General features: G+C 58.2%; 16 protein-coding genes and 2 tRNA genes. 6 read left to right on the plus strand and 12 right to left on the minus strand.

The window, feature by feature from the left end:
• Window positions 1-8: 8 nt before the first annotated feature.
• Complete coding sequence (locus I9H09_RS16905) at window positions 9-971, minus strand: NAD(P)H-quinone oxidoreductase (protein WP_122325234.1); 963 nt, start codon at window positions 969-971, stop codon at window positions 9-11.
• A 137-nt stretch (window positions 972-1,108) separates the two neighbouring features.
• On the opposite strand from I9H09_RS16905, the gene I9H09_RS16910 reads away from it, so the two are divergent.
• Together I9H09_RS16910 and I9H09_RS16915 are read left to right on the plus strand one after the other, a co-directional pair.
• On the plus strand, window positions 1,109-3,190 hold the full coding sequence (locus tag I9H09_RS16910; RefSeq protein WP_183142472.1) for a carboxy terminal-processing peptidase: 2,082 nt from the start codon (window positions 1,109-1,111) through the stop codon (window positions 3,188-3,190).
• A gap of 132 nt (window positions 3,191-3,322) precedes the next feature.
• Window positions 3,323-5,095, plus strand: a complete 1,773-nt coding sequence (locus tag I9H09_RS16915; RefSeq protein WP_122347434.1) for a bifunctional diguanylate cyclase/phosphodiesterase — start codon at window positions 3,323-3,325, stop codon at window positions 5,093-5,095.
• A gap of 68 nt (window positions 5,096-5,163) precedes the next feature.
• Here the strand turns inward: I9H09_RS16915 and I9H09_RS16920 are convergent, their stop codons facing one another.
• The 8 genes from I9H09_RS16920 to I9H09_RS16955 all read right to left on the minus strand — a co-directional run bounded on the left by I9H09_RS16920 (window position 5,164) and on the right by I9H09_RS16955 (window position 11,670).
• Window positions 5,164-5,535: a hypothetical protein gene (locus I9H09_RS16920; protein ID WP_005892169.1), complete on the minus strand. Its 372-nt coding sequence runs from the start codon at window positions 5,533-5,535 to the stop codon at window positions 5,164-5,166.
• Complete coding sequence (locus I9H09_RS16925; RefSeq protein ID WP_055002184.1) at window positions 5,532-5,876, minus strand: helix-turn-helix domain-containing protein; 345 nt, start codon at window positions 5,874-5,876, stop codon at window positions 5,532-5,534. Before I9H09_RS16925 ends, I9H09_RS16920 begins: the two co-directional genes overlap by 4 nt.
• A gap of 100 nt (window positions 5,877-5,976) precedes the next feature.
• Window positions 5,977-6,426: a YkvA family protein gene (locus I9H09_RS16930; protein ID WP_005892166.1), complete on the minus strand. Its 450-nt coding sequence runs from the start codon at window positions 6,424-6,426 to the stop codon at window positions 5,977-5,979.
• Window positions 6,427-6,791: 365 nt separating this feature from the next.
• Complete coding sequence (bamJ, locus tag I9H09_RS16935; protein ID WP_122347435.1) at window positions 6,792-7,568, minus strand: BamJ family beta-barrel-assembly machinery protein; 777 nt, start codon at window positions 7,566-7,568, stop codon at window positions 6,792-6,794.
• Between the two features lie 206 nt (window positions 7,569-7,774).
• On the minus strand, window positions 7,775-9,187 hold the full coding sequence (locus I9H09_RS16940) for a DUF4329 domain-containing protein (protein WP_053932359.1): 1,413 nt from the start codon (window positions 9,185-9,187) through the stop codon (window positions 7,775-7,777).
• Window positions 9,188-9,355: 168 nt separating this feature from the next.
• Window positions 9,356-9,745: a VOC family protein gene (locus I9H09_RS16945; protein ID WP_005892163.1), complete on the minus strand. Its 390-nt coding sequence runs from the start codon at window positions 9,743-9,745 to the stop codon at window positions 9,356-9,358.
• Between the two features lie 57 nt (window positions 9,746-9,802).
• Window positions 9,803-10,993 carry a CaiB/BaiF CoA transferase family protein gene (locus tag I9H09_RS16950; RefSeq protein ID WP_122325230.1) on the minus strand — a complete coding sequence of 397 codons (1,191 nt, stop codon included), beginning with the start codon at window positions 10,991-10,993 and terminating at the stop codon, window positions 9,803-9,805.
• A 281-nt stretch (window positions 10,994-11,274) separates the two neighbouring features.
• Complete coding sequence (locus I9H09_RS16955; RefSeq protein WP_005892161.1) at window positions 11,275-11,670, minus strand: hypothetical protein; 396 nt, start codon at window positions 11,668-11,670, stop codon at window positions 11,275-11,277.
• A gap of 337 nt (window positions 11,671-12,007) precedes the next feature.
• Between I9H09_RS16955 and I9H09_RS16960 the strand changes: the two genes are divergently transcribed.
• Window positions 12,008-12,817: an isocitrate lyase/PEP mutase family protein gene (locus tag I9H09_RS16960; RefSeq protein ID WP_122347436.1), complete on the plus strand. Its 810-nt coding sequence runs from the start codon at window positions 12,008-12,010 to the stop codon at window positions 12,815-12,817.
• A 201-nt stretch (window positions 12,818-13,018) separates the two neighbouring features.
• On the opposite strand, the gene I9H09_RS16965 is transcribed toward I9H09_RS16960, so the two are convergent.
• Both I9H09_RS16965 and I9H09_RS16970 read right to left on the minus strand, forming a co-directional pair.
• Window positions 13,019-13,095, minus strand: a tRNA-Asp gene (locus I9H09_RS16965).
• A gap of 21 nt (window positions 13,096-13,116) precedes the next feature.
• Window positions 13,117-13,192 (minus strand) — tRNA-Val (locus I9H09_RS16970).
• 171 nt (window positions 13,193-13,363) lie between these two features.
• Here I9H09_RS16970 and rdgC point away from each other — a divergent pair.
• Complete coding sequence (gene rdgC, locus I9H09_RS16975) at window positions 13,364-14,284, plus strand: recombination-associated protein RdgC (protein WP_236502424.1); 921 nt, start codon at window positions 13,364-13,366, stop codon at window positions 14,282-14,284.
• Window positions 14,285-14,389: 105 nt separating this feature from the next.
• Entirely contained in the window at window positions 14,390-15,337 is a 948-nt protein-coding gene (locus I9H09_RS16980; protein WP_024669497.1) for a bile acid:sodium symporter family protein, read from the plus strand.
• 59 nt (window positions 15,338-15,396) lie between these two features.
• Here I9H09_RS16980 and I9H09_RS16985 read toward each other — a convergent pair whose 3' ends face one another.
• Window positions 15,397-17,271, minus strand: a complete 1,875-nt coding sequence (locus I9H09_RS16985) for an MFS transporter (protein WP_024689936.1) — start codon at window positions 17,269-17,271, stop codon at window positions 15,397-15,399.
• A gap of 243 nt (window positions 17,272-17,514) precedes the next feature.
• On the opposite strand from I9H09_RS16985, the gene I9H09_RS16990 reads away from it, so the two are divergent.
• The gene (locus tag I9H09_RS16990) at window positions 17,515-20,988 is read left to right on the plus strand and encodes a hybrid sensor histidine kinase/response regulator (RefSeq protein ID WP_122347437.1); all 3,474 of its coding nucleotides are present in this window, start codon (window positions 17,515-17,517) and stop codon (window positions 20,986-20,988) included.
• The last annotated feature ends 51 nt before the right edge of the window (window positions 20,989-21,039 follow it).

The following is a 21,039-nucleotide window of genomic DNA, read 5'->3' on the forward strand; positions in this document are numbered from 1 at the left end:
CCGACGCTTCAGACCAGGCTTTCGTCGATCACCAGCACGATCTTGCCGGACACCTTGTTGGTCGCCAGTTCTTCGAATGCCGCTTCGGCATCCTTGACCGCAAAGGATTTTGCCAGTTGCGGCTTGAGGCGGCCTTCGGTGAACAGCGGCCAGACATGCTGCCCCAGGTCACGAATCAGATCGGCCTTGAACGTTTCGTCACGGCTGCGCAACGTCGAGCCCATCAACTGGATGCGCTTGCCCAGCACATGCGCCAGATCCACCTGCGCCTCACGCCCGCTCATCACACCAATCAGCACCCAGCGACCATCCAGAGCCAACAGTTTTACGTTGAGCTCGGCGTAACTGGCGCCAACCGGATCGAGGATGACGTTGAACGGCGCAAAGTCGTTCAGGCCTTCCAGGCTCTCACTGCGCACCACCCCGCCCTGTGCGCCCAGTTCGACGCAATAAGCCAGTCGTTCAGTCGAGCCGACGCTGACCCAAACCGGGTTGCCAAACGCTTTGCAAAGCTGAATACCGGCTGAACCAACGCCACTTGCACCGGCGTGCAGCAGGACTTTTTCACCTGGCTTCAGACCTGCCAGTTGAAACAGGTTCAGCCAGGCCGTGGCATACACCTCAGGAATGGCTGCAGCCTCGTGCAGCGACAGCCCTTCTGGTACCGGCAAAACGTGTCGGGCATCGACCACTACGTCTTCGGCCATCGCCCCGCCCGCCAACAGCGCGCAGACGCGGTCTCCCACCTGCCAGGAGGTTCCCGGCCCCACCTCGGCGATGACGCCAGAGCACTCCAGACCCAGCGTTTCGGTGACGCCAGGCGGCGGCGGATACTTCCCGGCGCGTTGTAACAGATCGGCGCGATTCAAACCCGCCGCAGCAACTTTGATACGTACTTGTCCCACATCGAGGGCCAGACTTGGCGCCTCGACCCATTCCACATGACCTTCAACGCCTTGCAATGCTTTCACGGTGCCTCCATAGTGAGTCCAGACTGAGCCCGCGGCTGTTTGCCCGGGCTTTTGCATTATGCGGCCGGCTCCAAGGGAACCGGCGACCTCACAGACGGCCTAATATGCGTTATCAATTGTCCTCGCGTCGAATCAGCATGAAGCAACTATTCCCAAGTACAGCCCTTGCACTGTTTGTCGGCCTTAGCGTTTTGCCGATGTCCGCCAGCACCTTTGCCGCCAACAGCTGGGATAATCTTCAGCCTGACCGCGACGAAGTGATTGCCAGTCTCAACGTGGTTGAGCTGCTCAAGCGACATCACTACAGCAAGCCGCCCCTGGACGACAAGCGTTCAGCGATTATTTATCAGAGCTATATCAAGCAGCTTGACCCCTCGCGCAGCTATTTCATGGCCAGCGATATTGCCGAATTCGACAAGTGGCAGTTCGACTTCGACGACTTCCTCAAGAGCGGCGACCTGAACCTCGGCTTCACCATCTACAAGCGTTATCTGGACCGCATCAAGGCGCGTCTGGACTTCGCTCTGGCAGAACTGGCCAAAGGCGTCGACAAGCTCGACTTCACGACCAAGGAAACCCTGTTGGTGGACCGCAAGGACGCCGCATGGCCAAAGGATACCGCCGAGCTGGACGAGCTGTGGCGCAAGCGCATCAAGGACGAAGTCCTGCGCCTGAAGATCGCAGGCAAAGACCCGGCGAAGATCCAGGAAACCCTGACCAAGCGTTACAAGAATCAGCAGGCGCGTCTGAACCAGACCCGCGCCGAAGATATCTTCCAGGCTTACATCAACACTTTTGCCATGTCTTACGATCCGCATACCAACTACCTGTCACCTGACAGCGCGGAAAACTTCGACATCAACATGAGCCTGTCGCTGGAAGGCATCGGCGCCGTGTTGCAGAGCGACAACGACAACGTGAAGATCGTGCGCCTGGTGCCAGCAGGTCCGGCGGCCAAGACCAAGCAGGTCGCCCCCGCCGACAAGATCGTTGCTGTGGCCCAAGGTGACAAGGAAATGGTCGACGTGATCGGCTGGCGTCTGGATGAAGTGGTCAAGCTGATCCGTGGCCCGAAAGGCTCCGTGGTTCGCCTGGAGATCATCCCGGCCAGCAATGCGCCGAATGACCAGACCAACAAAATCGTCTCGATCACGCGTGAAGCAGTGAAGCTCGAAGAGCAGGCGGCCAAGAAGTCGATCCTGCATATCAAGCAGGACGGCAAGGATTACAAGCTCGGGGTCATCGACATTCCGGCTTTCTATCTGGACTTCAAGGCCTACCGTGCTGGCGATCCGCAATACAAGAGCACAACCCGTGACGTGAAGAAACTGCTCACCGAGCTGCAGGCCGAGAAAGTCGACGGCGTGGTGCTGGACCTTCGCAACAACGGTGGCGGTTCCTTGCAGGAAGCTACCGAGCTGACCAGCCTGTTCATCGACAAGGGCCCGACAGTGCTGGTGCGTAATGCAGATGGCAAGGTCGACGTGCTGGAAGACGAAGCCAAAGGCGCCTTCTACAAAGGCCCAATGGCTCTGCTGGTCAACCGTTTGTCGGCTTCGGCGTCCGAGATTTTTGCCGGTGCCATGCAGGACTACCACCGCGCGCTGGTGATCGGTGGCCAGACCTTCGGCAAAGGCACCGTGCAGACCATCCAGCCGCTTAACCACGGCGAACTGAAACTGACCTTGGCGAAGTTCTACCGGGTCTCCGGCCAGAGCACCCAGCATCAGGGCGTGGTGCCGGACATCACTTACCCGTCGCTGATCGATACCAAGGAAATCGGCGAGAGCGCGCTACCCGAGGCCATGCCTTGGGATAGCATCAAGCCGGCGATCAAGCCGGCAATCGATCCGTTCAAACCTTTCCTGGCGCAGTTGCAGACCCGTCATGACGCGCGCTCGGCCAAAGATGCCGAATTCGTGTTCATCGAGGATCGTCTCGCGCTGGCCAAGAAGCTGATGAACGAGAAGACGGTCAGCCTCAATGAAGCAGACCGTCGCGCCGAACACGCGTCTATCGAAAGCAAGCAGCTCGCGCTGGAAAACACCCGCCGCAAGGCCAAGGGTGAAGAGCCGCTCAAAGAGCTGAAGAAAGAGGACGAAGACGCTCTGCCGGTTGAAGACGAGAAGACCAAACCCGAGGACGACGCCTATCTGGCCGAGACCGGGCGCATCCTCATCGACTACCTGGGGCTTAGTGCTGCGGTGGCAAAAAAATAAGGCGGATTCATTGATGGCCATTTAGTTCCAACGTCATCAAACAGTCATGAAGCTGTCGTGAAATACAGGGCTGAACGTGCAAGCGTTCAGCCCTTTTCATTGCAACACTCTTTATTCCCCCTCGAGACGACCATGACCGTAGCCGAACAGTTGAGCGCACTGAGTTCCATTCTGGCTCGTGGTGATTTGCACAGCTTGTTCCAGCCTATTATTTCGCTGTCGGAGCGCAGGATTCTGGGTTACGAAGCCCTGACACGCGGCCCCTCCAACAGCCCGCTGCACTCTCCCCTCAACCTGTTTGCCATTGCCCGCCAAGCCGGGCGACTGAGTGAGCTGGAGCTAAGCTGCCGGGAAAGCGCCTGCCGTCGCTTCAGTCAGCAGAAATTGCCGGGCAAATTGTTCCTCAATGTCTCACCGGAATCACTGCTAGAAACGTCACACCCGCCGGGACGCACCCTGGAGATGCTGAGCCGCTACCAGATCGCCCCCAAGGACGTGGTCATCGAGCTGACCGAGCAAATGCCGACCGATGATTTCAACCTGCTGTACAAAGCGCTGCATCACTATCGTGACATGGGGTTTTCGATTGCACTGGACGATCTGGGGGCGGGCTATTCAAGCCTGCGGCTGTGGTCGGAGCTGCGCCCGGACTACGTGAAGATCGATCGACACTTCATCGACGGGATCCACCAGGACGCGGTCAAACGCGAGTTCGTGGGCTCCATGCTGCAAATGGCCAAAGCGTCCAGAGCAACGGTCATCGCTGAAGGTATAGAGTTGCCGGAGGAACTGGCGATACTGAAGGAAATGGGCGTGGACCTGGTTCAGGGCTATCTGCTGGCTCGCCCGCAGGAGCGACCGCCCCGCGACACCCGCGCCATGCTGCCCAAGGCAGAAGCCGTAGCTGCGCCACTGAACGAAGAGGCTGCCGATCTTTCCGCCCTCCTCAACCCGCAACCCTCAGTGAGCCAGAACACACCCACCGCAGAAGTGCTTGAAGCGTTTCGCAAGCAGGCAAACCTCAACTCGCTGGCCGTGCTGGATGAAGAAGCCAGGCCCTGCGGCATTGTGCATCGGCATTCGCTTTCCGAAGCGCTGCTCAAGCCGTTTGGTACCGAACTGTTTGCCCGCAAGCCGATCAGCCGCCTGATGAGCGACGACTTTCTGGCTGTGGAAGTCGGCCAGTCGCTGCAGCAGGTCAGCCGGCTGCTGACCAGCCGCGCCCGGCAGCGCATCGAAGAGGATTTCATCATTACGCTGAACGGCACTTATCTGGGCTTGGGCCGCGTAATCGATGTTCTGAAACTGATCACTGAAATGAAGATCCAGCAGGCCCGTTATGCCAACCCGCTGACCCTGCTGCCCGGAAATGTCCCGATCCAGCAATGCCTGACACGCCTGCTGCAACAGGGCCGCGAATCGATGATCTGTTACGTCGACATCGACAGCTTCAAACCCTTCAATGATATATACGGCTATGCCCGCGGCGACGAAGTGCTGCTGTGCCTGGCGCAGTGCCTGAACGACCGCATCGATCCGAGCCGGGACTTTGTCGGGCACATCGGCGGGGACGACTTTCTGATGGTGCTGGGTTTTGATGACTGGGAACGACGCCTGAAAACCCTGCTGGATGATTTCCAGAACCAATGCCGTCGTTTCTACCGTGCCGAACACCTGGAAGCCGGCTGCTTCATAGCCCTCAATCGTCAGGGGCAGCGTCAGGATTTTCCTCTGCTGTCGTTGTCGATTGGCGTGGTGCATCTGCATGAAGAGAGCTGCACCCACGTCGACGCCAGCCAACTGGCCGACCTGGCATCTCAAGCCAAACACTTCGCCAAGGACATCGCGGGCGCGAGCATCCATGTGATCGACTCGACGCGGATGGATTTGTTGATGCAGGCGTGAGTGAAGCCCGAACCATCGTCGCTACAGTTACTGGAGGCTCCGCACCGAAGTCATGACAGTTGGCGAAACTACTCTACTTGCGCTTCCGGATAGCTGTATTCGAACACCCTGACCACCTCCGAGGCATGCCATGAGGCTGCGGCAACGCCGTCCGATGGGCCGGAAAAGCGCCCGAGGCGTTCGGCGCACTCGAAAAAGCCCGGGCGCGGCAGGCGGCTGGCACCTTGGCTTATTACCAGCGAACTGCGCAAAGGCTGTTCAGCGCGGGCGTCCATTGCGGCCAGGTGCTCAAGGGCAGCGGTCAGCGTCTGCATGGCAGGACTGGGCAGTTGCAGGCGCTCGACCAACGCACGGTAGGTCAGCAGATGACGCTGTCGGCGAGCACCGTCCAGCTCACTGAGAAGCCCTTCCCAGTGCTGGCGGCTGATGCGTACACTCATGACTCACCTCGCCAGCCCGCTACTCCAAGTTCCCATGCAAGGCTGCGCTTGATGGCTGCATCCGGTTGGCGAGTGCCATTTTCGATCAGTTCCAGGTAAGACGGGCTGATGCCGACGGCCCGGGCCAGGGTAGCCACTTCGAGCCCCTTGGCCGCACGCAATGCGCCCAGCCGGTCAAAACCTGGAAGTTGTTCATCGGAGCCTGTCTCGACAGAAGACGCTGCTGCCAGCGTAGCCGGTTTGCTTATCAGGCCGGCGGCCTTGAGCAGCGCTTGGTACTGAGCCCACGGAAGTACCGCGTATTCCGGCTCACCGTCACGAGATATCACTTGAAGATCCATAGACTCCTCTTGTACTACAAGACCGCCTACTGAACAGGCTTACGTCGGATGCTGGCATCTTAACAGCGGAACGCCAGGTCTTGTGTTCAATCCGCGAGACTCACACCTTGCGCTCTTTCTCCAGCAGCGCCTGAGTCTTGGGCAACTGCTCGACCACGATCAGCTTTTCGGGAGACTGCTGCGCTCGCCATGCGCGAAAAGCGTCGAGCTCGTCGCTCAAATGCTTGGTGACCCAGGCCAGGACCGCGATGTCATCCAGCATCCCGAGGCCCGGAATCCAGTCTGGTATCGCGTCCAGCGGGCTGAGGAAGTACATCAACCCGGCAACGATCGACAGGATTGCCTTGGGGCTGATACTCCGGTATTCGCCACGCCAGTAGGCCAGACACAATGCCTGAAGCAGACGCAGGTCCTCCTTGAGCTTGCCCAGACGATTGCCTTCGCTATTGCCCTTGCGCGCAACCGCAAACAACAGTCCCGGCAGCCGCCCTGCGGCCAGCAGACGACGAGCGCCGGGCAGATAACGGATCAGATTCCACGGTGCTTTCATACCCACTCCCATTCAGCAAATTGTGTCTGGATAAACAGCGGTCGTGAGAACCGGCCTGTCTGGCGCTCAAGGTTATCCACAATAATTGTGGATAACCTTGTGAACAGCCGCTTTTTTAATGCCTGAACCCCCCGTTTCCGTGGGGCCGCAGTTAGATCGGGCGTTTTTTACTCACAAAAAAACTGCAAAAAATGTTGACTCTGCGGGTCTTCTGGAAAGACGCAATGAACCTGCCCGACTGTCGAACAATCCTCATCGCTGCAGCCATGATAGTGGGACTGTAAGGACGGCCAAGCGTTCGAGAAATAAAATGCACAAAAAAACGCCCTGTCGAGACAGGGCGTTTTTCGTAGCCAGGTGTTGCGTTACTTCTTGGCCGGAGCCGGAGCCGGAGCCGAAGCAGCTGGAGCTGATTCTTCTTCGTCAGCATCAGGTGCCGGTGCAGCCGCCGGATCCTTGATGCCAAGCAATTCCAGATCGAAGACCAGAACCGAGTTGGCAGGGATCGCCGGGCTCGGGCTCTGGGCACCGTAGGCCAGATCGCTAGGGATAAAGAGTTTGATCTTCTCGCCTACATGCATCAGCTGCAGACCTTCGACCCAACCCGGGATCACGCCACCTACCGGCAGGTCAATCGGGCTACCGCGATCTACAGAGCTGTCGAAGACCTTGCCGTCGATCAACTTGCCTTCGTAGTGAACAGTCACAACATCAGTCGGCTTAGGCTGTGGGCCATCGGCTTTCTTGATGATCTGATACTGCAAACCGGAGGCAGTGGTGACCACGCCGTCCTTCTTGCCGTTTTCTTCGAGGAATTTCTTGCCCGCTGCCGATGCTTCTTCGCTCATCTTGGCCAGACGCTCTTCGGAACGCTTCTGCAGAGCAGAGAACGCTTCAACCAGCTCTTCGTCTTTGAGCTTCTGATCTTTCTTGCCGACAGCGTCTTCGATACCCAGAGCCACAGCTTTGGAATCCAGATCGTCCATACCTTCCTGAGCCAGGCTTTTGCCCATGTTCAGACCGATGCCATAGGACGCTTTTTGTGCTGGGGTTTTCAGCTCTACGGTGCTGGCCTGCTTATCACAACCTGCGAGTACCAGACCGACCAGGGCAATCGCCGCTGCCAACCGATGCTGTTTCATGCTAATTCCTTGTTCATGCGCCAAAAGGGCAAACGAGTAAAGCCGCGAGCTTATCAGGCCGCCGCGATCAATGGCTACCGGCATGAGAGGGAGAAAAAGCCGATAAGTTCAGGTATCCAAAGGTTTTCCCGGCTCGACACCGCATTGTTCAGTTGCAGTTCAGTTTGCGAGTCCCTCGCGTAAAGCGCAGTCAGGCTGCAAAAAGTTCAGGGCATATGGCTGATCACCCCTGCGACAGGCCAGCTCTTGCTGGTCTGCAAGACCCGGAGGTGACCGGCTCGCGCGACATGACGAACGAATTCGTCCGCACTGATCGTGCCGGCCGCGAGCTGCGCTTGTATGGATTGAGCCCCCGAATAGACCCGTGACACACCTTGCGCCAATTGATTTTCCTGAACGGACTTGCTGGGTGTGTAACAGAGTAATGCACCGTCGCCAGCCAGGAAATAAATCGCCGACATCTCGAACCCGTAGCGAATCGGTAAGCCCTTTGGCCGTTTTGCGGGGATGTGTCGATACGTGAACACCCTGTGCAGGTCGTCCGGCTCGAAGAACGGACGCTGCGTTTCATGCCCGCCCTCCGCTGCCAGGTTGGCGGATGAAAAATACATCCCGTCGACGCGGTAACCGGCAGGCAACGCGGGTCGGTAAAAGGCATCCGGATGAAACACCGAACACGGCGCATAAACCGGATAGCCGTCCTCCAGAATCGGCTCGGCGACAAGGTAGGTTCGCAACACCGGATTGAACAGCAGAAACCCGATGATCGGCGAATGAATACGAGCGCCGATCTGGCCGTGCACGTAACGGGCGCCATCATCGGCACTGGAGAATTGAGGGCTCAGGCTCAACGGTACGGGCGGCAAAACCGCTTCACAGGTGGCGGGCGCAGAGACTCTTGGTTCATCAGAGGCAAGCTGGCCGGGAAAAGGTCGCCAGTCGGCTGAGACCTTTCCAGCACGCCCCCACAACAGGCTTGGTACCACGACTTGCAAGTCCCCTGCAGCTGCCAGCAGGCGTACTACGTCGCTGGGCATAAGCGTGAGGTTCTGTAATGACCGTTGCACCTCGCTAAGCCTGCTGAGGTGAGGTATGCCTGAGGGGCCGGCCACACGCGCGAACAACGCTGTCTCGGCGGCGGAATGGGACAGTGTGTATTTGATCAACGAGCCGTCGGGTCCGGACAGATAAAACGCCGGACAGATTTCGTCAGAGATCACCGCATAAATGTCGCCTGCTGAAAAACTGTTCGGGTACGTGACCTTTTCGGGCTCCGGCCACTCTTCAAGCCCAGCCTGCAATGAAGGGTGGGAATGGTAGATCGCATAGTCGTCATGCCCTTCCGGATAAAGCACATAACCTTCCTCGTCGTTTCGAGGGAACACTTCATTCGGGTCGAAACTGAACTGACTGCCATTCATGGGCTCGGTCGCGACGTACTTGCCGTCGTCCCGAACCAGAATGAAGCCGCCGTATTCACGGTCACGCCGATTGCCTATCCGCTCGTGGGCGTAGCGCGCCGCCTCGTCAGGATGATCGAACGGTGCGCTGAGCGTCGGCATGGCCGGATGCCCCCGATCACCTGCGGATCGCTTGGGACGTTTTGTTCTGAGGTACATGTTTGCAGCTCCTTGAGCTTGACTGATCGAGTCAGGAGCGTAAGCAAACTGAAGGGGCGAGATGACATAGCGGGATATGACACCGCGAACCGGGGCTTATGATTCGCGACGTGCCTGGTCCTGGCGGTGAAACCGCTCAGGACCAGCAAAACGCTCCAAGCTGCAGGGTCAGATACCGGGACCAACGAGCTCGGAGATTTCGATCAGGTTCAGGTCCGGGTCACGCACGTACACCGAGCGGATAGGGCCTGTCGCCCCGGTGCGATCAACCGGCCCTTCTTCAATCGGCCATTCCTGCTCGCTCAGGTGCACGATCACCTGTTCAAGCGGAACGCTGGCGATAAAACACAGGTCCAGCGCACCCGGTACGGGCAGATGAGCCTTGGGTTCGAATTCTCTGCCGCGTTCATGCACATTGATTTTCTGATTGCCGAAGCGGAACGCCAGACGGCCCTGACGAAAGCGTTCAGGGGTCATGCCCATCACGCGCACGTAAAAATCCTTGCATGCGTCAATGTCAGCGGTGGTCAATACCAGATGGTCCAGATGATCAATCACGGGATCAGCTCCGTTTGAAAAATAGAGTTTTGTTTACGTCAGCAGCGAGATTATGGATCAGATGATGCCCAACCGACGCCACTCTGCGCGGGTGTCGGCATCGATACCGTGTGCTTCCAGCACCACATCGGTGTGCTGCCCAAGTGTCGGTGCGGGCGACCGGACCTGTCCTGGCGTGTCCAGCAGCTTGGGCACAATGCCCGGCACGGTGACTGGGGTGCCGTCATCCAGTGTGGTCTGCAGCAGCATATCTCGCGCCTGATAATGCGGATCGCTGGCGATGTCCGCTGCGTCGTAGATCTTGCCCGCTGGAATGCGCGCCTCTGTAAGGGCCGCCAGCACATCGTCAAGCGAGCGCTCGGCGGTCCAGGTCGAGATGGCCGCATCAATGCGCGCCACGTGCCTGACCCGGCCCTCGTTGTGCGCAAGCTCAGGATCGTTGGCAAGGTCCATGCGACCTATCTTCTCCATCAGACGACGATAGATGCTGTCGCCATTACCCGCGATCAGGGCGTACTTGCCGTCATTGCAGCGGTAAGCATTGGTCGGGGCGATACCTGGCAGGCTGCTGCCAGCCGGCTCACGAACCGTATTGAATACTGAGTACTCTGGAATCAGGCTCTCCATCATATTGAACACCGACTCGTACAGCGCGACGTCGATCTGCTGACCGTCGCCACCTCTTTGCTCGCGGTGACGCAAAGCCAGCAGGATGCCAATAACGCCGTGCAGCGCAGACAGCGAATCACCGATCGACACACCGACACGCACCGGCGTGCGCCCCACCTCACCCGATAAATGCCGCAACCCCCCCATTGCCTCGCCTATCACACCGAAACCAGGCCGGTCCCGATAAGGGCCGGTCTGCCCGTAGCCGGAAACCCGCAACATGATCAGCTTCGGGTTGAGTGCATGCAGCTCCTCCCAGCTCAAGCCCCAGCTTTCAAGCGTACCGGGGCGGAAGTTCTCGATCAGCACATCGGCATCACGGATCAGCCGCCGAGCCATTTCCTGCGCCTTGGGCTGACGCAGATCGAGGGTTACCGATTGCTTGTTTCGCGACTGCACCGCCCACCAGACGGAAGTACCGTTATGCAGCAGACGCCACTTGCGTAATGGGTCACCCGTCAGCGGCGGCTCGACCTTGATGACTTCGGCACCGAACTCGGCAAGGATCTTCGCCGCAAAAGGCCCGGCAATAAGCTGGCCCAGCTCCACCACTTTGATACCTTGCAAAGGTAGATTCATGACACGTCCATTCTTGTGAGGGAATGGACGAATGATCGGCGCAAACGCGCTGAATGGAAAGCCGGGGGATTAGTCGTTTACAAAACAGTCAGCGCAGAGACGATCTATCAAAGCGCCAATATTAAGGACGACCACTTAACTCTAGCTTGCCATCACAGCTCAGCTTTGTCAGATAACCAGTGGCAGGCAAGCAATTGCATGATGAGTGGCCCTGGAAATCAACAGTGCTAATCGGCGCCACTCCAAGTTATGAAGCCTCACATAAAGCGAGGCCCACTCATTCAGTTACTGCACGCCAACTGGAAACTCATCGAGGAATCCCCCGAAGCGCCGCGTTTGCCTACCATGAGGCCCAATACATTGACTTCTTTTGTTGTAGCAGCGCCGCCCAACTTGGCGTGGCCGTAGAACAGGCGCTCATAATCACTGGTGTCAATGGACGACACGGCGCAGAAACCAGGGGACTTTTCAAACTGTCCCTCTTTGAAGAATACTTTATACGTCGCAAAGTAATCACTCTGACTGTTGTAGCTAACGGATTTGATCCATGGGGAAGACTGAGCAACGACAGTGCCGTGCTGATCTATAGTTGCAGTGTGCAGCGCAGCCGAGGCCAGGGCGCTGACGGAGGCTGCCATGACCGAAACGGCCAATAACAGTTTTAGACACGTGTTCATATAACTTCCTTATTTGAATAGGCAGTGTTCAACCGCCCTGACCGGGCGATTATATAAAATCAGGTAATCAAGCACTCGGCCAGCACCACTTAGGGTGCCAACTCGTAAAACCAGCTAATACCAGCAAAGAAGAGAAATCAAGGGCTGGATCAGTCCAAACGGAGAGCGAGCCACCAATTTCAATAAATAAGGAAATGACTGACATTGTAAAAGACAACGTCTTACCTGATGATGTGCTGAAACAACCGATACTGCGCTGTATGAGAAGCCGTGCCGCGCTGTAACAGTCAACCGGACCTTGCCATATAAAGCCGCGTCTCGAAGGAGTTGAATTGTAATGACTGCACTGGATACTGTTTTTCACAACTTGCATCAAAATGGACTGCTGATCCTCGCCAACGTAGCCGATGCGGGCGGCGCGCGCATGGTCGAAAGCCTGGGCGCCAAGGCGGTGGCGACGAGCAGCGCGGCAGTGGCCTGGTCGCATGGTTATCCGGATGGCAACAAGCTGCCACTCGACCTGCTGAGCACTACCGTCAGGTCAATGGCACGCGTGCTCAGCGTCCCGCTCACCGTAGATATAGTGGGCGGCTACTCGGATGATCCGGCACAGGTCGAAAAAGTAATCCATGCCGTGATTGCCGCAGGGGCGGTAGGCATTAATATCGAAGACGGCACAAACTCTCCAGAGTTGCTTGTGCGCAAGATCGACGTTGCTAAAAAGGTGGCAGACCTGACCGGCGTCAGGCTGTTTATCAATGTAAGAACCGATGTTTATTTAAAGAATCTGTTCCCCGTCGAACAACGTCTGGAAGAACTTCTGAAACGCGCAGCACTGTATGCCGATGCCGGGGCGAACGGGCTATTTGCGGCAGGCGTTGTAACGTCGAGCGACATCAGCACTGTTTGCCTTGAAAGCACGTTACCGGTCAACCTGCTGTCGCGGGAAGGTCTGCCATCGGTAGAAGAGTTGAAGCGTCTGGGCGTCAGACGATTGAGCGCCGGCTCGAGCATCGCCGAGTTTCTGCAGGGTGCAATGGCCGGGTTGGCGCGCAGCTTTCTCGACAGAGGCCAACTCGACACCCATGCGCTTAAAGCACACACCTACGGTGAGGTGAACGCCTTGATGGCGACGAAAACCGAATAACGAATGTCTGCACGGGCTGGCGATACAAGACGCCAGCCTGGAAAAACGACATAAACCGGGACAGGCATCAACACAATTGGCAGTTGCCTGTACGCCAAAATAATCGGAGATGTGCTTTTTCAAAGCATCAGAAAGCAGAAAACCCGCACAAGGCGGGCTTTCTGTTTGCTTCAAGGAGTTCAAGGGCCTTGAAGCTGAATATGGCGCAGCGGACGGGACTCGAACCCGCGACCCCCGGCGTGACAGGCCGGTATTCTAACCGACTGAACTACCGCTGCGCGTAACACTAAAAGTGAGTTTGGTGGGTGATGACGGGATCGAACCGCCGACCCGCTGCTTGTAAGGCAGCTGCTCTCCCAGCTGAGCTAATCACCCTTCACTCTCGGTGTGGCGCGCATTCTACGGAGCGACCTGTGCTCTGGCAAGCGATTTTTTAAATAATTTTTATAATCCTTCCAAAGGCTTACAAACGCGCTGTGCAGGGTTGGCCGAAGCAGCTTAGGAGCGAATAATGCCCGCCTTTGTATAGAAAGAGAGATTCACCTCATGTGGTTCAAAAACCTGCTTGTCTATCGCCTGACCCAAGACGTGCCTTTTGATGCCGAAGCGCTGGAGACAGCACTGGCGACCAAACCGGCCCGTGCTTGCGCCAGCCAGGAGGTGGCCACCTATGGTTTCGTCGCTCCGTTCGGCAAAGGCGAAGACGCTCCATTGGTACACATCAGCCAGGACTTCATGCTGATCGCCGCACGCAAGGAAGAGCGCATTCTGCCGGGCAGCGTCGTACGCGACGCGCTCAAGGAAAAGGTCGACGAGATCGAAGCCGAGCAGATGCGCAAGGTCTATAAAAAGGAACGCGATCAGCTCAAGGATGAAATCATCCAGGCCTTCCTGCCGCGTGCTTTTATACGCCGCTCCGCGACCTTTGCCGCCATTGCGCCGAAACAGGGTCTGATCCTGGTCAACGCGTCCAGCCCGAAACGCGCGGAAGACCTGCTGTCGACCCTGCGTGAAGTCATCGGCTCACTGCCGGTACGTCCGCTGACCGTCAAGGTTTCGCCAAGCGCGACCATGACCGACTGGGTCAAGACCCAGAAAGCGGCGGACAACTTCTTTGTGCTGGACGAATGCGAACTGCGCGACACCCATGAAGATGGCGGCATTGTGCGTTGCAAGCGTCAGGACCTGACCAGCGACGAGATCCAGTTGCACCTGAACACCGGCAAGGTCGTCACCCAGCTGTCGCTGGCCTGGCAGGACAAGCTGTCGTTCGTGATGGACGACAAACTGGTGGTCAAGCGCCTGAAGTTCGAAGACCTGCTGCAAGATCAGGCTGAACAGGACGGCGGCGATGAGGCGCTGGGCCAGCTCGACGCCAGTTTCACCTTGATGATGCTGACCTTCGGCGAGTTTCTGCCGGAGTTGTTCGAAGCACTGGGCGGCGAAGAAATTCCGCAAGGGATCTGATACCCGCTCGCGGTTGCTTCGAACCTTGATGCCTGAAACACCGCGCCGTCTTTTCAGACGGCGCATTCATTTCACACCAACTATTCAAACAGGAAGGAACGAGCCATGCGTGCGTTGGCAGCCTTGAGTCGGTTTGTCGGTAATACCTTTGCTTATTGGGTGCTGCTGTTCGCCATCCTGGCGTTTCTGTTCCCGCAGGTCTTCATCGGCCTGAAAAGCTGGATTGTGCCGCTGCTGGGGCTAGTCATGTTCGGCATGGGCCTGACCCTGAAACTCGAAGATTTCTCTGAAGTTGCGCGTAACCCCTGGCGCGTGGCACTGGGCGTGATCGCGCATTTTGTGATCATGCCCGGCGTGGCGTGGTTGCTGTGTCAGGTGTTTCAACTGCCGCCGGAAATCGCCGTGGGTGTGATTCTGGTCGGTTGCTGCCCGAGCGGCACTTCATCCAACGTCATGGCCTGGCTGGCAAAGGGTGATCTGGCGCTGGCGGTGGCAATCGCTGCAGTCACCACCCTGCTCGCCCCGCTGCTGACCCCGACCCTGATCTGGTTGCTGGCGTCGGCGTGGCTGCCGGTGTCCTTCCTCGATATGTTCTGGTCGATCCTGCAACTGGTCATGCTGCCGATTGTATTGGGCGTGGTCGCCCAGCGATTGCTGGGCGCGCGGGTCCGTTACGCCGTGGACGTTCTGCCACTGGTGTCGGTAGTGAGCATCGTGATGATCGTCTGCGCCGTAGTCGCGGTCAGTCAGGCGAAAATCGCCGAATCCGGCCTGCTGATCATGGCCGTGGTAATCCTGCACAATACCTTCGGCTTTCTGCTGGGTTACTTCACCGGCAAGGTGTTCAAACTGCCACTGCCGCAACGCAAGTCACTGGCACTGGAAGTCGGCATGCAGAACTCAGGCCTGGGGGCAGCACTGGCCAGCGCACACTTCTCGCCACTGGCGGCAGTGCCAAGCGCGCTGTTCAGCGTCTGGCACAATATTTCCGGTGCATTGCTGTCGACGTATTTCAGGAAGATGCCGGAAGAAGACGACAAGCCGGGCCTTTGATACGTGTGCGTCGCCCGAGGGCGACGCACAGCGTTACAACATTCAGGCCAGTGCAGCTACTACTGCACTGCCCCTCTCAGCGCTTTGACCGCTTCGCGCACATCCACCGGCGTTGCAACATCTGCGGCAATAGGCGAACCGGCGACCAGCACCACGCGCGACCACAGGCGTCGAAACAACGTCTTGCTGGGGTCGCGGCTGAAGAAGCTGCCCCATAACCCCTGCAGCGCCATCGGGATCACCGGCACCGGGGTTTCCTCGATGATACGGCTCATGCCGCTTTTGAAACCGTTGATTTCGCCATCGGTGGTCAGCTTGCCTTCCGGGAAGATGCACACCAGCTCACCCTCAGCGAGGTACTGGGCGATCCGCTTGAACGATTGCTCGTAGATTTCCATGTCTTCGTTGCGCCCGGCAATCGGAATGGTCCCCGCGGTGCGGAAGATGAAGTTGAGCACCGGCAACTGGTAGATCTTGTAATACATGACAAACCGGATTGGCCGCCTCACCGCCCCGGCAATCAACAGCGCGTCGACGAAGGAAACATGGTTGCAGACCAGCAGCGCCGCACCTTCGTCTGGAATCCGGTTCAGGTCACGGTGTTCGACGCGGTACATGGAATGGCCAAGCAGCCAGATCATGAAGCGCATGGTGAACTCGGGGACAATTTTGAAGATGTAGATGTTCACCGCGATATTCATCAGCGAGACCGCCAGGAACAGCTGCGGAATCGACAGCTTGGCAAAGCTCAGCAGCAGGATCGAGACGATCGCCGAGATCACCATGAACAGCGCATTGAGAATATTGTTGGCCGCAATGACTCGTGACCGCTCCTTGACCGGGGTTCTTGACTGGATCAGTGCGTACAGCGGCACGATATAAAAGCCGCCGAACACGCCGATGCCCAGAATGTCGAACAGCACCAGCCAGCCCTGCCCGTAGGAAAGTATTGCCAGCCAGTCGTTGGCCTGCACGTTTTGCGGGAAACCGCCCGAATGCCACCACAACAATAGACCGAAAATCGTCAGGCCCATCGAGCCGAACGGCACCAGACCGATCTCGACCTTGTGCCCGGACAAGCGCTCGCAGAGCAACGAGCCCAATGCAATACCGATGGAAAACACAGTAAGGATCAGGGTGACGACTGTTTCATCCCCGTACATCCACTCTTTGGCATAGGCCGGGATCTGCGTCAGGTAAATAGCACCGACGAACCAGAACCACGAGTTACCGACAATCGAACGCGATACGGCAGGAGTTTGCTTCAAACCCATCCGCAAGGTCGCCCAGGACTGGGTAAAGATGTTCCAGTTGAGCTTCATCTCGGGCGAAGCGGCAGAGGCGCTCGGGATGCCGAAACTGGCAATGAACCCAAGGCATGCCACCAGCACAATCGCCGCCGAGACGATCCAGCCGTAGTGCAAGGAAGACATCATCACCCCCGCACTGATGGTGCCGGCAAGGATCGCCAGGAACGTCCCCATCTCGACCAGCGCGTTGCCGCCAACCAGCTCACTCTCACGCAGGTGCTGCGGCAGAATCGAATACTTGACCGGCCCGAACAGCGCAGAATGCGTGCCCATCGCAAACAGTGCCGCCAGCATCAGCTCAAGATGATTGAACAGAAAACCTGCAGCGCCGACCGTCATGATGACGATCTCGCCGAACTTGATGATGCGGATCAGCTTGTCTTTGGGGTACTTCTCGCCGAACTGCCCGGCCAGTGCCGAAAACAGGAAGAACGGCAGAATGAACAGCAAGGCACACAGGTTGACGTAGATCGAGCGATCCCCGTCGATGCTCAGCTTGTAAAGGATGGCGAGAATCAATGACTGCTTGAAGATATTGTCATTGAACGCGCCGAGGGACTGCGTGATGAAAAATGGCAGGAAACGACGTTTCCCGAGCAAGCTGAATTGCGACTGTTGGCTCATCGTCCATGGTCCTGAGAGGCTGGGGCGAACTGACGCAACCGCCAATCCGAGGCACATTGAAGACGTAACTTCAGTGAATGTCGATAGGACATTTCCTTTTACACATCACCTGGCGCCCTTCCCCTTCACAGCAGGCGTTCGAGAGACCGCTGCGACACCCTGCCACGCTCGACCTTGGTCGACAAAGACGAACCGTGTGCATCGTGCGAGACTGCGTGCTGTCGATACGGTGTGGAATTTGAAATGTCGCTGTCCAGCGGGCTGATTGCGGCCGTCGCCTTGTCCTATATGGCCATCATGTTCGCCATTGCCTTTTATGGTGATCGGTACAGCGCTTCACTGCGCCCGACGATGCGCGCCTGGGTATACAGCCTGTCGCTGGCGGTCTACTGCACCAGCTGGACGTTCTTTGGCGCAGTCGGTCAGGCCGCCGAGCAGCTATGGTCGTTCCTGCCGATTTATCTGGGGCCGATCGTGCTGATGGTCCTGGCGCCCTGGGTGCTGCAAAAAATGGTCCTGATCAGCAAGCAGGAAAACATCACCTCAATTGCCGACTTCATCGCCGCGCGCTATGGCAAATCGCAGTCACTGGCAGTGATGGTGGCTCTGATCTGCCTGATCGGCATGCTGCCGTACATTGCGCTGCAACTGAAAGGCATCGTACTTGGCGTGAATATCCTGATCGGCGCAGTCGCCGACTCGACCGGCACGCGCGCTCAGGATACGGCGCTGGTGGTGTCGCTGATTCTGGCACTGTTCACCATTGTCTTTGGCGCACGCAACCTGGATGTCACCGAACACCACCGTGGCATGGTGCTGGCAATCGCCTTTGAAGCACTGGTCAAGCTGTTCGCGTTCATGGCGGTCGGTGTGTTCGTGACGTTCGGCCTGTATGACGGTTTCGATGACCTGTTCAATCAGGCCAAGCTCGCGCCGCGCCTTGAGGAATACTGGCAGGATACGATCAACTGGCCGTCGATGTTCGTGCAGACCGGCGTTGCGATGATGGCGATTGTCTGCCTGCCCCGGCAGTTTCACGTGACCGTGGTAGAGAACATCGAGCCTCAAGACCTCAATCTCGCCAAATGGGTGTTCCCGGCCTATCTGGCGCTGGCGGCCCTGTTTGTAGTGCCGATTGCGCTGGCCGGACAGATGCTGCTGCCTGACTCCATGCTGCCGGACTCGTTCGTGATCAGCCTGCCGCTGGCGCACGCGCACCCGTCACTGGCTCTGCTGGCCTTCATCGGCGGTGCTTCGGCGGCCACCGGCATGGTGATCGTGGCCTGCGTGGCTCTGTCGACGATGATCTCCAATGACATGCTGCTGCCGTGGCTGCTGCGGCGCAAAAACACCGAGCGGCCGTTCGAAGCGTTTCGTCACTGGATGCTCTCGGTCAGACGCATCAGCATCGTGATGATACTGCTGCTGGCCTATGTCAGTTACCGGATGCTGGGGTCGACCGCCAGCCTGGCGACCATCGGCCAGATCGCCTTTGCGGCAATTACACAGTTGGCGCCGGCCATGTTCGGCGCGCTGTACTGGAAGCAGGCCAATCGCCGAGGCGTGTTCGCGGGTCTGGCAGCCGGGATTTTCATCTGGTTCTACACCCTGGTGCTGCCAGTCGCCGCGCACGGCATGGGCTGGTCACTGAGCAGTTTTCCGCTGCTGGATTGGCTGCACAATAACCCGCTGAATCTGCCCATCTCGCCCATGACCCAAGGCGTTGTGCTGTCGATGGCGGGCAACTGCACACTGTTCGCCTGGGTCTCGATGCTGTCACGCACGCGGGTAACCGAGCACTGGCAGGCGGGCCGCTTCATCGGCCAGGAAACTCAGGGGCGAGATTACAGCCGGCCGCTGCTGGCGGTGCAGATCGAGGACCTGCTCAGTCTTTCAGCACGTTTTGTCGGCGAGGACCGGGCACGACAGAGCTTCGTCCGTTTTGCCGACCGGCAAGGCAAGCGCTTCAACCCCAGCCAGAACGCCGACGGCGACTGGATCGCCCATACCGAACGGCTGCTGGCAGGCGTACTGGGCACCTCTTCGACACGCGCAGTGGTAAAAGCGGCTATCGAAGGCCGCGAGATGCAACTTGAAGACGTGGTGCGCATCGCCGACGAGGCCTCCGAGGTGCTGCAATTCAACCGCGCGCTGCTGCAAGGTGCCATCGAGAACATCACCCAGGGCATCAGCGTGGTCGATCAGTCGTTGAGACTGGTAGCGTGGAATCGTCGCTACCTTGAGCTGTTTAATTACCCGGAAGGCTTGATCGGCGTGGGCAGGCCGATTGCCGACATCATCCGCTACAACGCCGAACGTGGACTGTGCGGGCGAGGCGAAGCGGAAGTCCACGTCGCACGACGCCTGCACTGGATGCGCCAGGGCCGTGCCCACACCTCGGAGCGGCTGTTCCCCAACGGTCAGGTGATCGAGCTGATCGGCAACCCGATGCCGGGCGGCGGCTTCGTCATGAGCTTTACCGACATTACCGAGTTTCGCGCCGCAGAGCAGGCGCTCAAGGGCGTCAACGAAAGCCTAGAGCAGCGCGTCGCAGCGCGCACCCACGAGCTGTCGCAACTCAATCAGGCATTGACCGACGCCAAGGGCACGGCTGAAGCCGCCAACGAATCGAAAACCCGTTTTCTGGCGGCGGTCAGCCACGATCTGATGCAACCCTTGAACGCTGCACGGCTGTTTTCCGCAGCGCTGTCCCATCAACAGGACGGTCTCGCCAAAGACGCTCAGCAGTTGGTCCAGCATCTGGACAGTTCATTGCGCTCCGCCGAAGACTTGATCAGCGACCTGCTGGACATTTCCCGCCTTGAAAACGGCAAGATCACGCCGGATCGCCAGCCGTTCCCGCTGAATGCGCTGTTCGACACGCTGGGCGCCGAGTTCAAGGCGCTGGCCGGCGAGCAAGGTTTGGCGTTCCGTGTCAGGGGCAGTTCACTGCGCGTCGACAGTGATATCAAGCTGCTGCGTCGCGTTCTGCAGAACTTCCTGACCAATGCGTTTCGCTACGCCAAAGGCCCTGTCCTGCTGGGCGTCAGGCGCCATGGTGACAGCCTGAGCCTTGAAGTATGGGATCGCGGTCCGGGCATACCCGAGGACAAGCGCACTGTGATATTCGAGGAATTCAAACGCCTCGACAGCCACAAGACCCACGCAGCCAAGGGGTTGGGCCTGGGGCTGGCGATTGCGGATGGTTTGTGCCGCATTCTCGAGCACCCTTTGCAGGTGCGTTCGTGGACCGGTAAAGGCAGCGTGTTCAGCGTAAGCGTGCCACTGGCCATCGCTCAGGCACCGATCCCTGCCACTCAGGCAGACATCAGCCGGCCTGCGCTGAACGGTACGCAAGTGCTGTGCATCGATAATGAAGACAGCATCCTGATCGGCATGAACAGCCTGCTGTCGCGCTGGGGCTGTCAGGTCTGGACTGCTCGTAACCGCCAGGAATGCAAGGTGCTGTTGAACAACGGCATGAGGCCGCAGATTGCGCTGGTGGATTACCACCTGGATGAGGGTGAAACCGGCACTGAACTGATGGCCTGGTTACGCACCCGTCTGGGTCAGCCAGTACCCGGCGTACTCATCAGCGCCGACGGTCGACCGGAGCTGATCGCCCAGGTGCATGCCGCCGGGCTCGATTATCTGCCCAAGCCGGTCAAGCCTGCCGCATTGCGAGCGCTGTTGAGTCGGCATGTGAATCTGGATTAAGGAAGGGATAAGGGTTGCCCGCCCAAGCGGCAAGCAACCCGATACATCAGA

Source organism: Pseudomonas tremae (genome assembly GCF_023278125.1).
Classification (GTDB): domain Bacteria; phylum Pseudomonadota; class Gammaproteobacteria; order Pseudomonadales; family Pseudomonadaceae; genus Aquipseudomonas; species Aquipseudomonas tremae.

Excerpts from the sequence above, each read along its gene's own strand:
- I9H09_RS16950 (WP_122325230.1), bottom strand. The coding sequence starts at position 10,993 with ATGAATCTACCTTTGCAAGGTATCAAAGTGGTGGAGCTGGGCCAGCTT.
- I9H09_RS16925 (WP_055002184.1), bottom strand. The coding sequence starts at position 5,876 with ATGGATCTTCAAGTGATATCTCGTGACGGTGAGCCGGAATACGCGGTA.
- I9H09_RS16985 (WP_024689936.1), bottom strand. The coding sequence starts at position 17,271 with ATGAGCCAACAGTCGCAATTCAGCTTGCTCGGGAAACGTCGTTTCCTG.
- I9H09_RS16940 (WP_053932359.1), bottom strand. The coding sequence starts at position 9,187 with ATGTACCTCAGAACAAAACGTCCCAAGCGATCCGCAGGTGATCGGGGG.
- I9H09_RS16990 (WP_122347437.1), top strand. The coding sequence starts at position 17,515 with ATGTCGCTGTCCAGCGGGCTGATTGCGGCCGTCGCCTTGTCCTATATG.
- I9H09_RS16960 (WP_122347436.1), top strand. The coding sequence starts at position 12,008 with ATGACTGCACTGGATACTGTTTTTCACAACTTGCATCAAAATGGACTG.
- I9H09_RS16980 (WP_024669497.1), top strand. The coding sequence starts at position 14,390 with ATGCGTGCGTTGGCAGCCTTGAGTCGGTTTGTCGGTAATACCTTTGCT.
- rdgC (WP_236502424.1), top strand. The coding sequence starts at position 13,364 with ATGTGGTTCAAAAACCTGCTTGTCTATCGCCTGACCCAAGACGTGCCT.
- I9H09_RS16910 (WP_183142472.1), top strand. The coding sequence starts at position 1,109 with ATGAAGCAACTATTCCCAAGTACAGCCCTTGCACTGTTTGTCGGCCTT.
- I9H09_RS16930 (WP_005892166.1), bottom strand. The coding sequence starts at position 6,426 with ATGAAAGCACCGTGGAATCTGATCCGTTATCTGCCCGGCGCTCGTCGT.
- I9H09_RS16920 (WP_005892169.1), bottom strand. The coding sequence starts at position 5,535 with ATGAGTGTACGCATCAGCCGCCAGCACTGGGAAGGGCTTCTCAGTGAG.
- bamJ (WP_122347435.1), bottom strand. The coding sequence starts at position 7,568 with ATGAAACAGCATCGGTTGGCAGCGGCGATTGCCCTGGTCGGTCTGGTA.
- I9H09_RS16915 (WP_122347434.1), top strand. The coding sequence starts at position 3,323 with ATGACCGTAGCCGAACAGTTGAGCGCACTGAGTTCCATTCTGGCTCGT.
- I9H09_RS16955 (WP_005892161.1), bottom strand. The coding sequence starts at position 11,670 with ATGAACACGTGTCTAAAACTGTTATTGGCCGTTTCGGTCATGGCAGCC.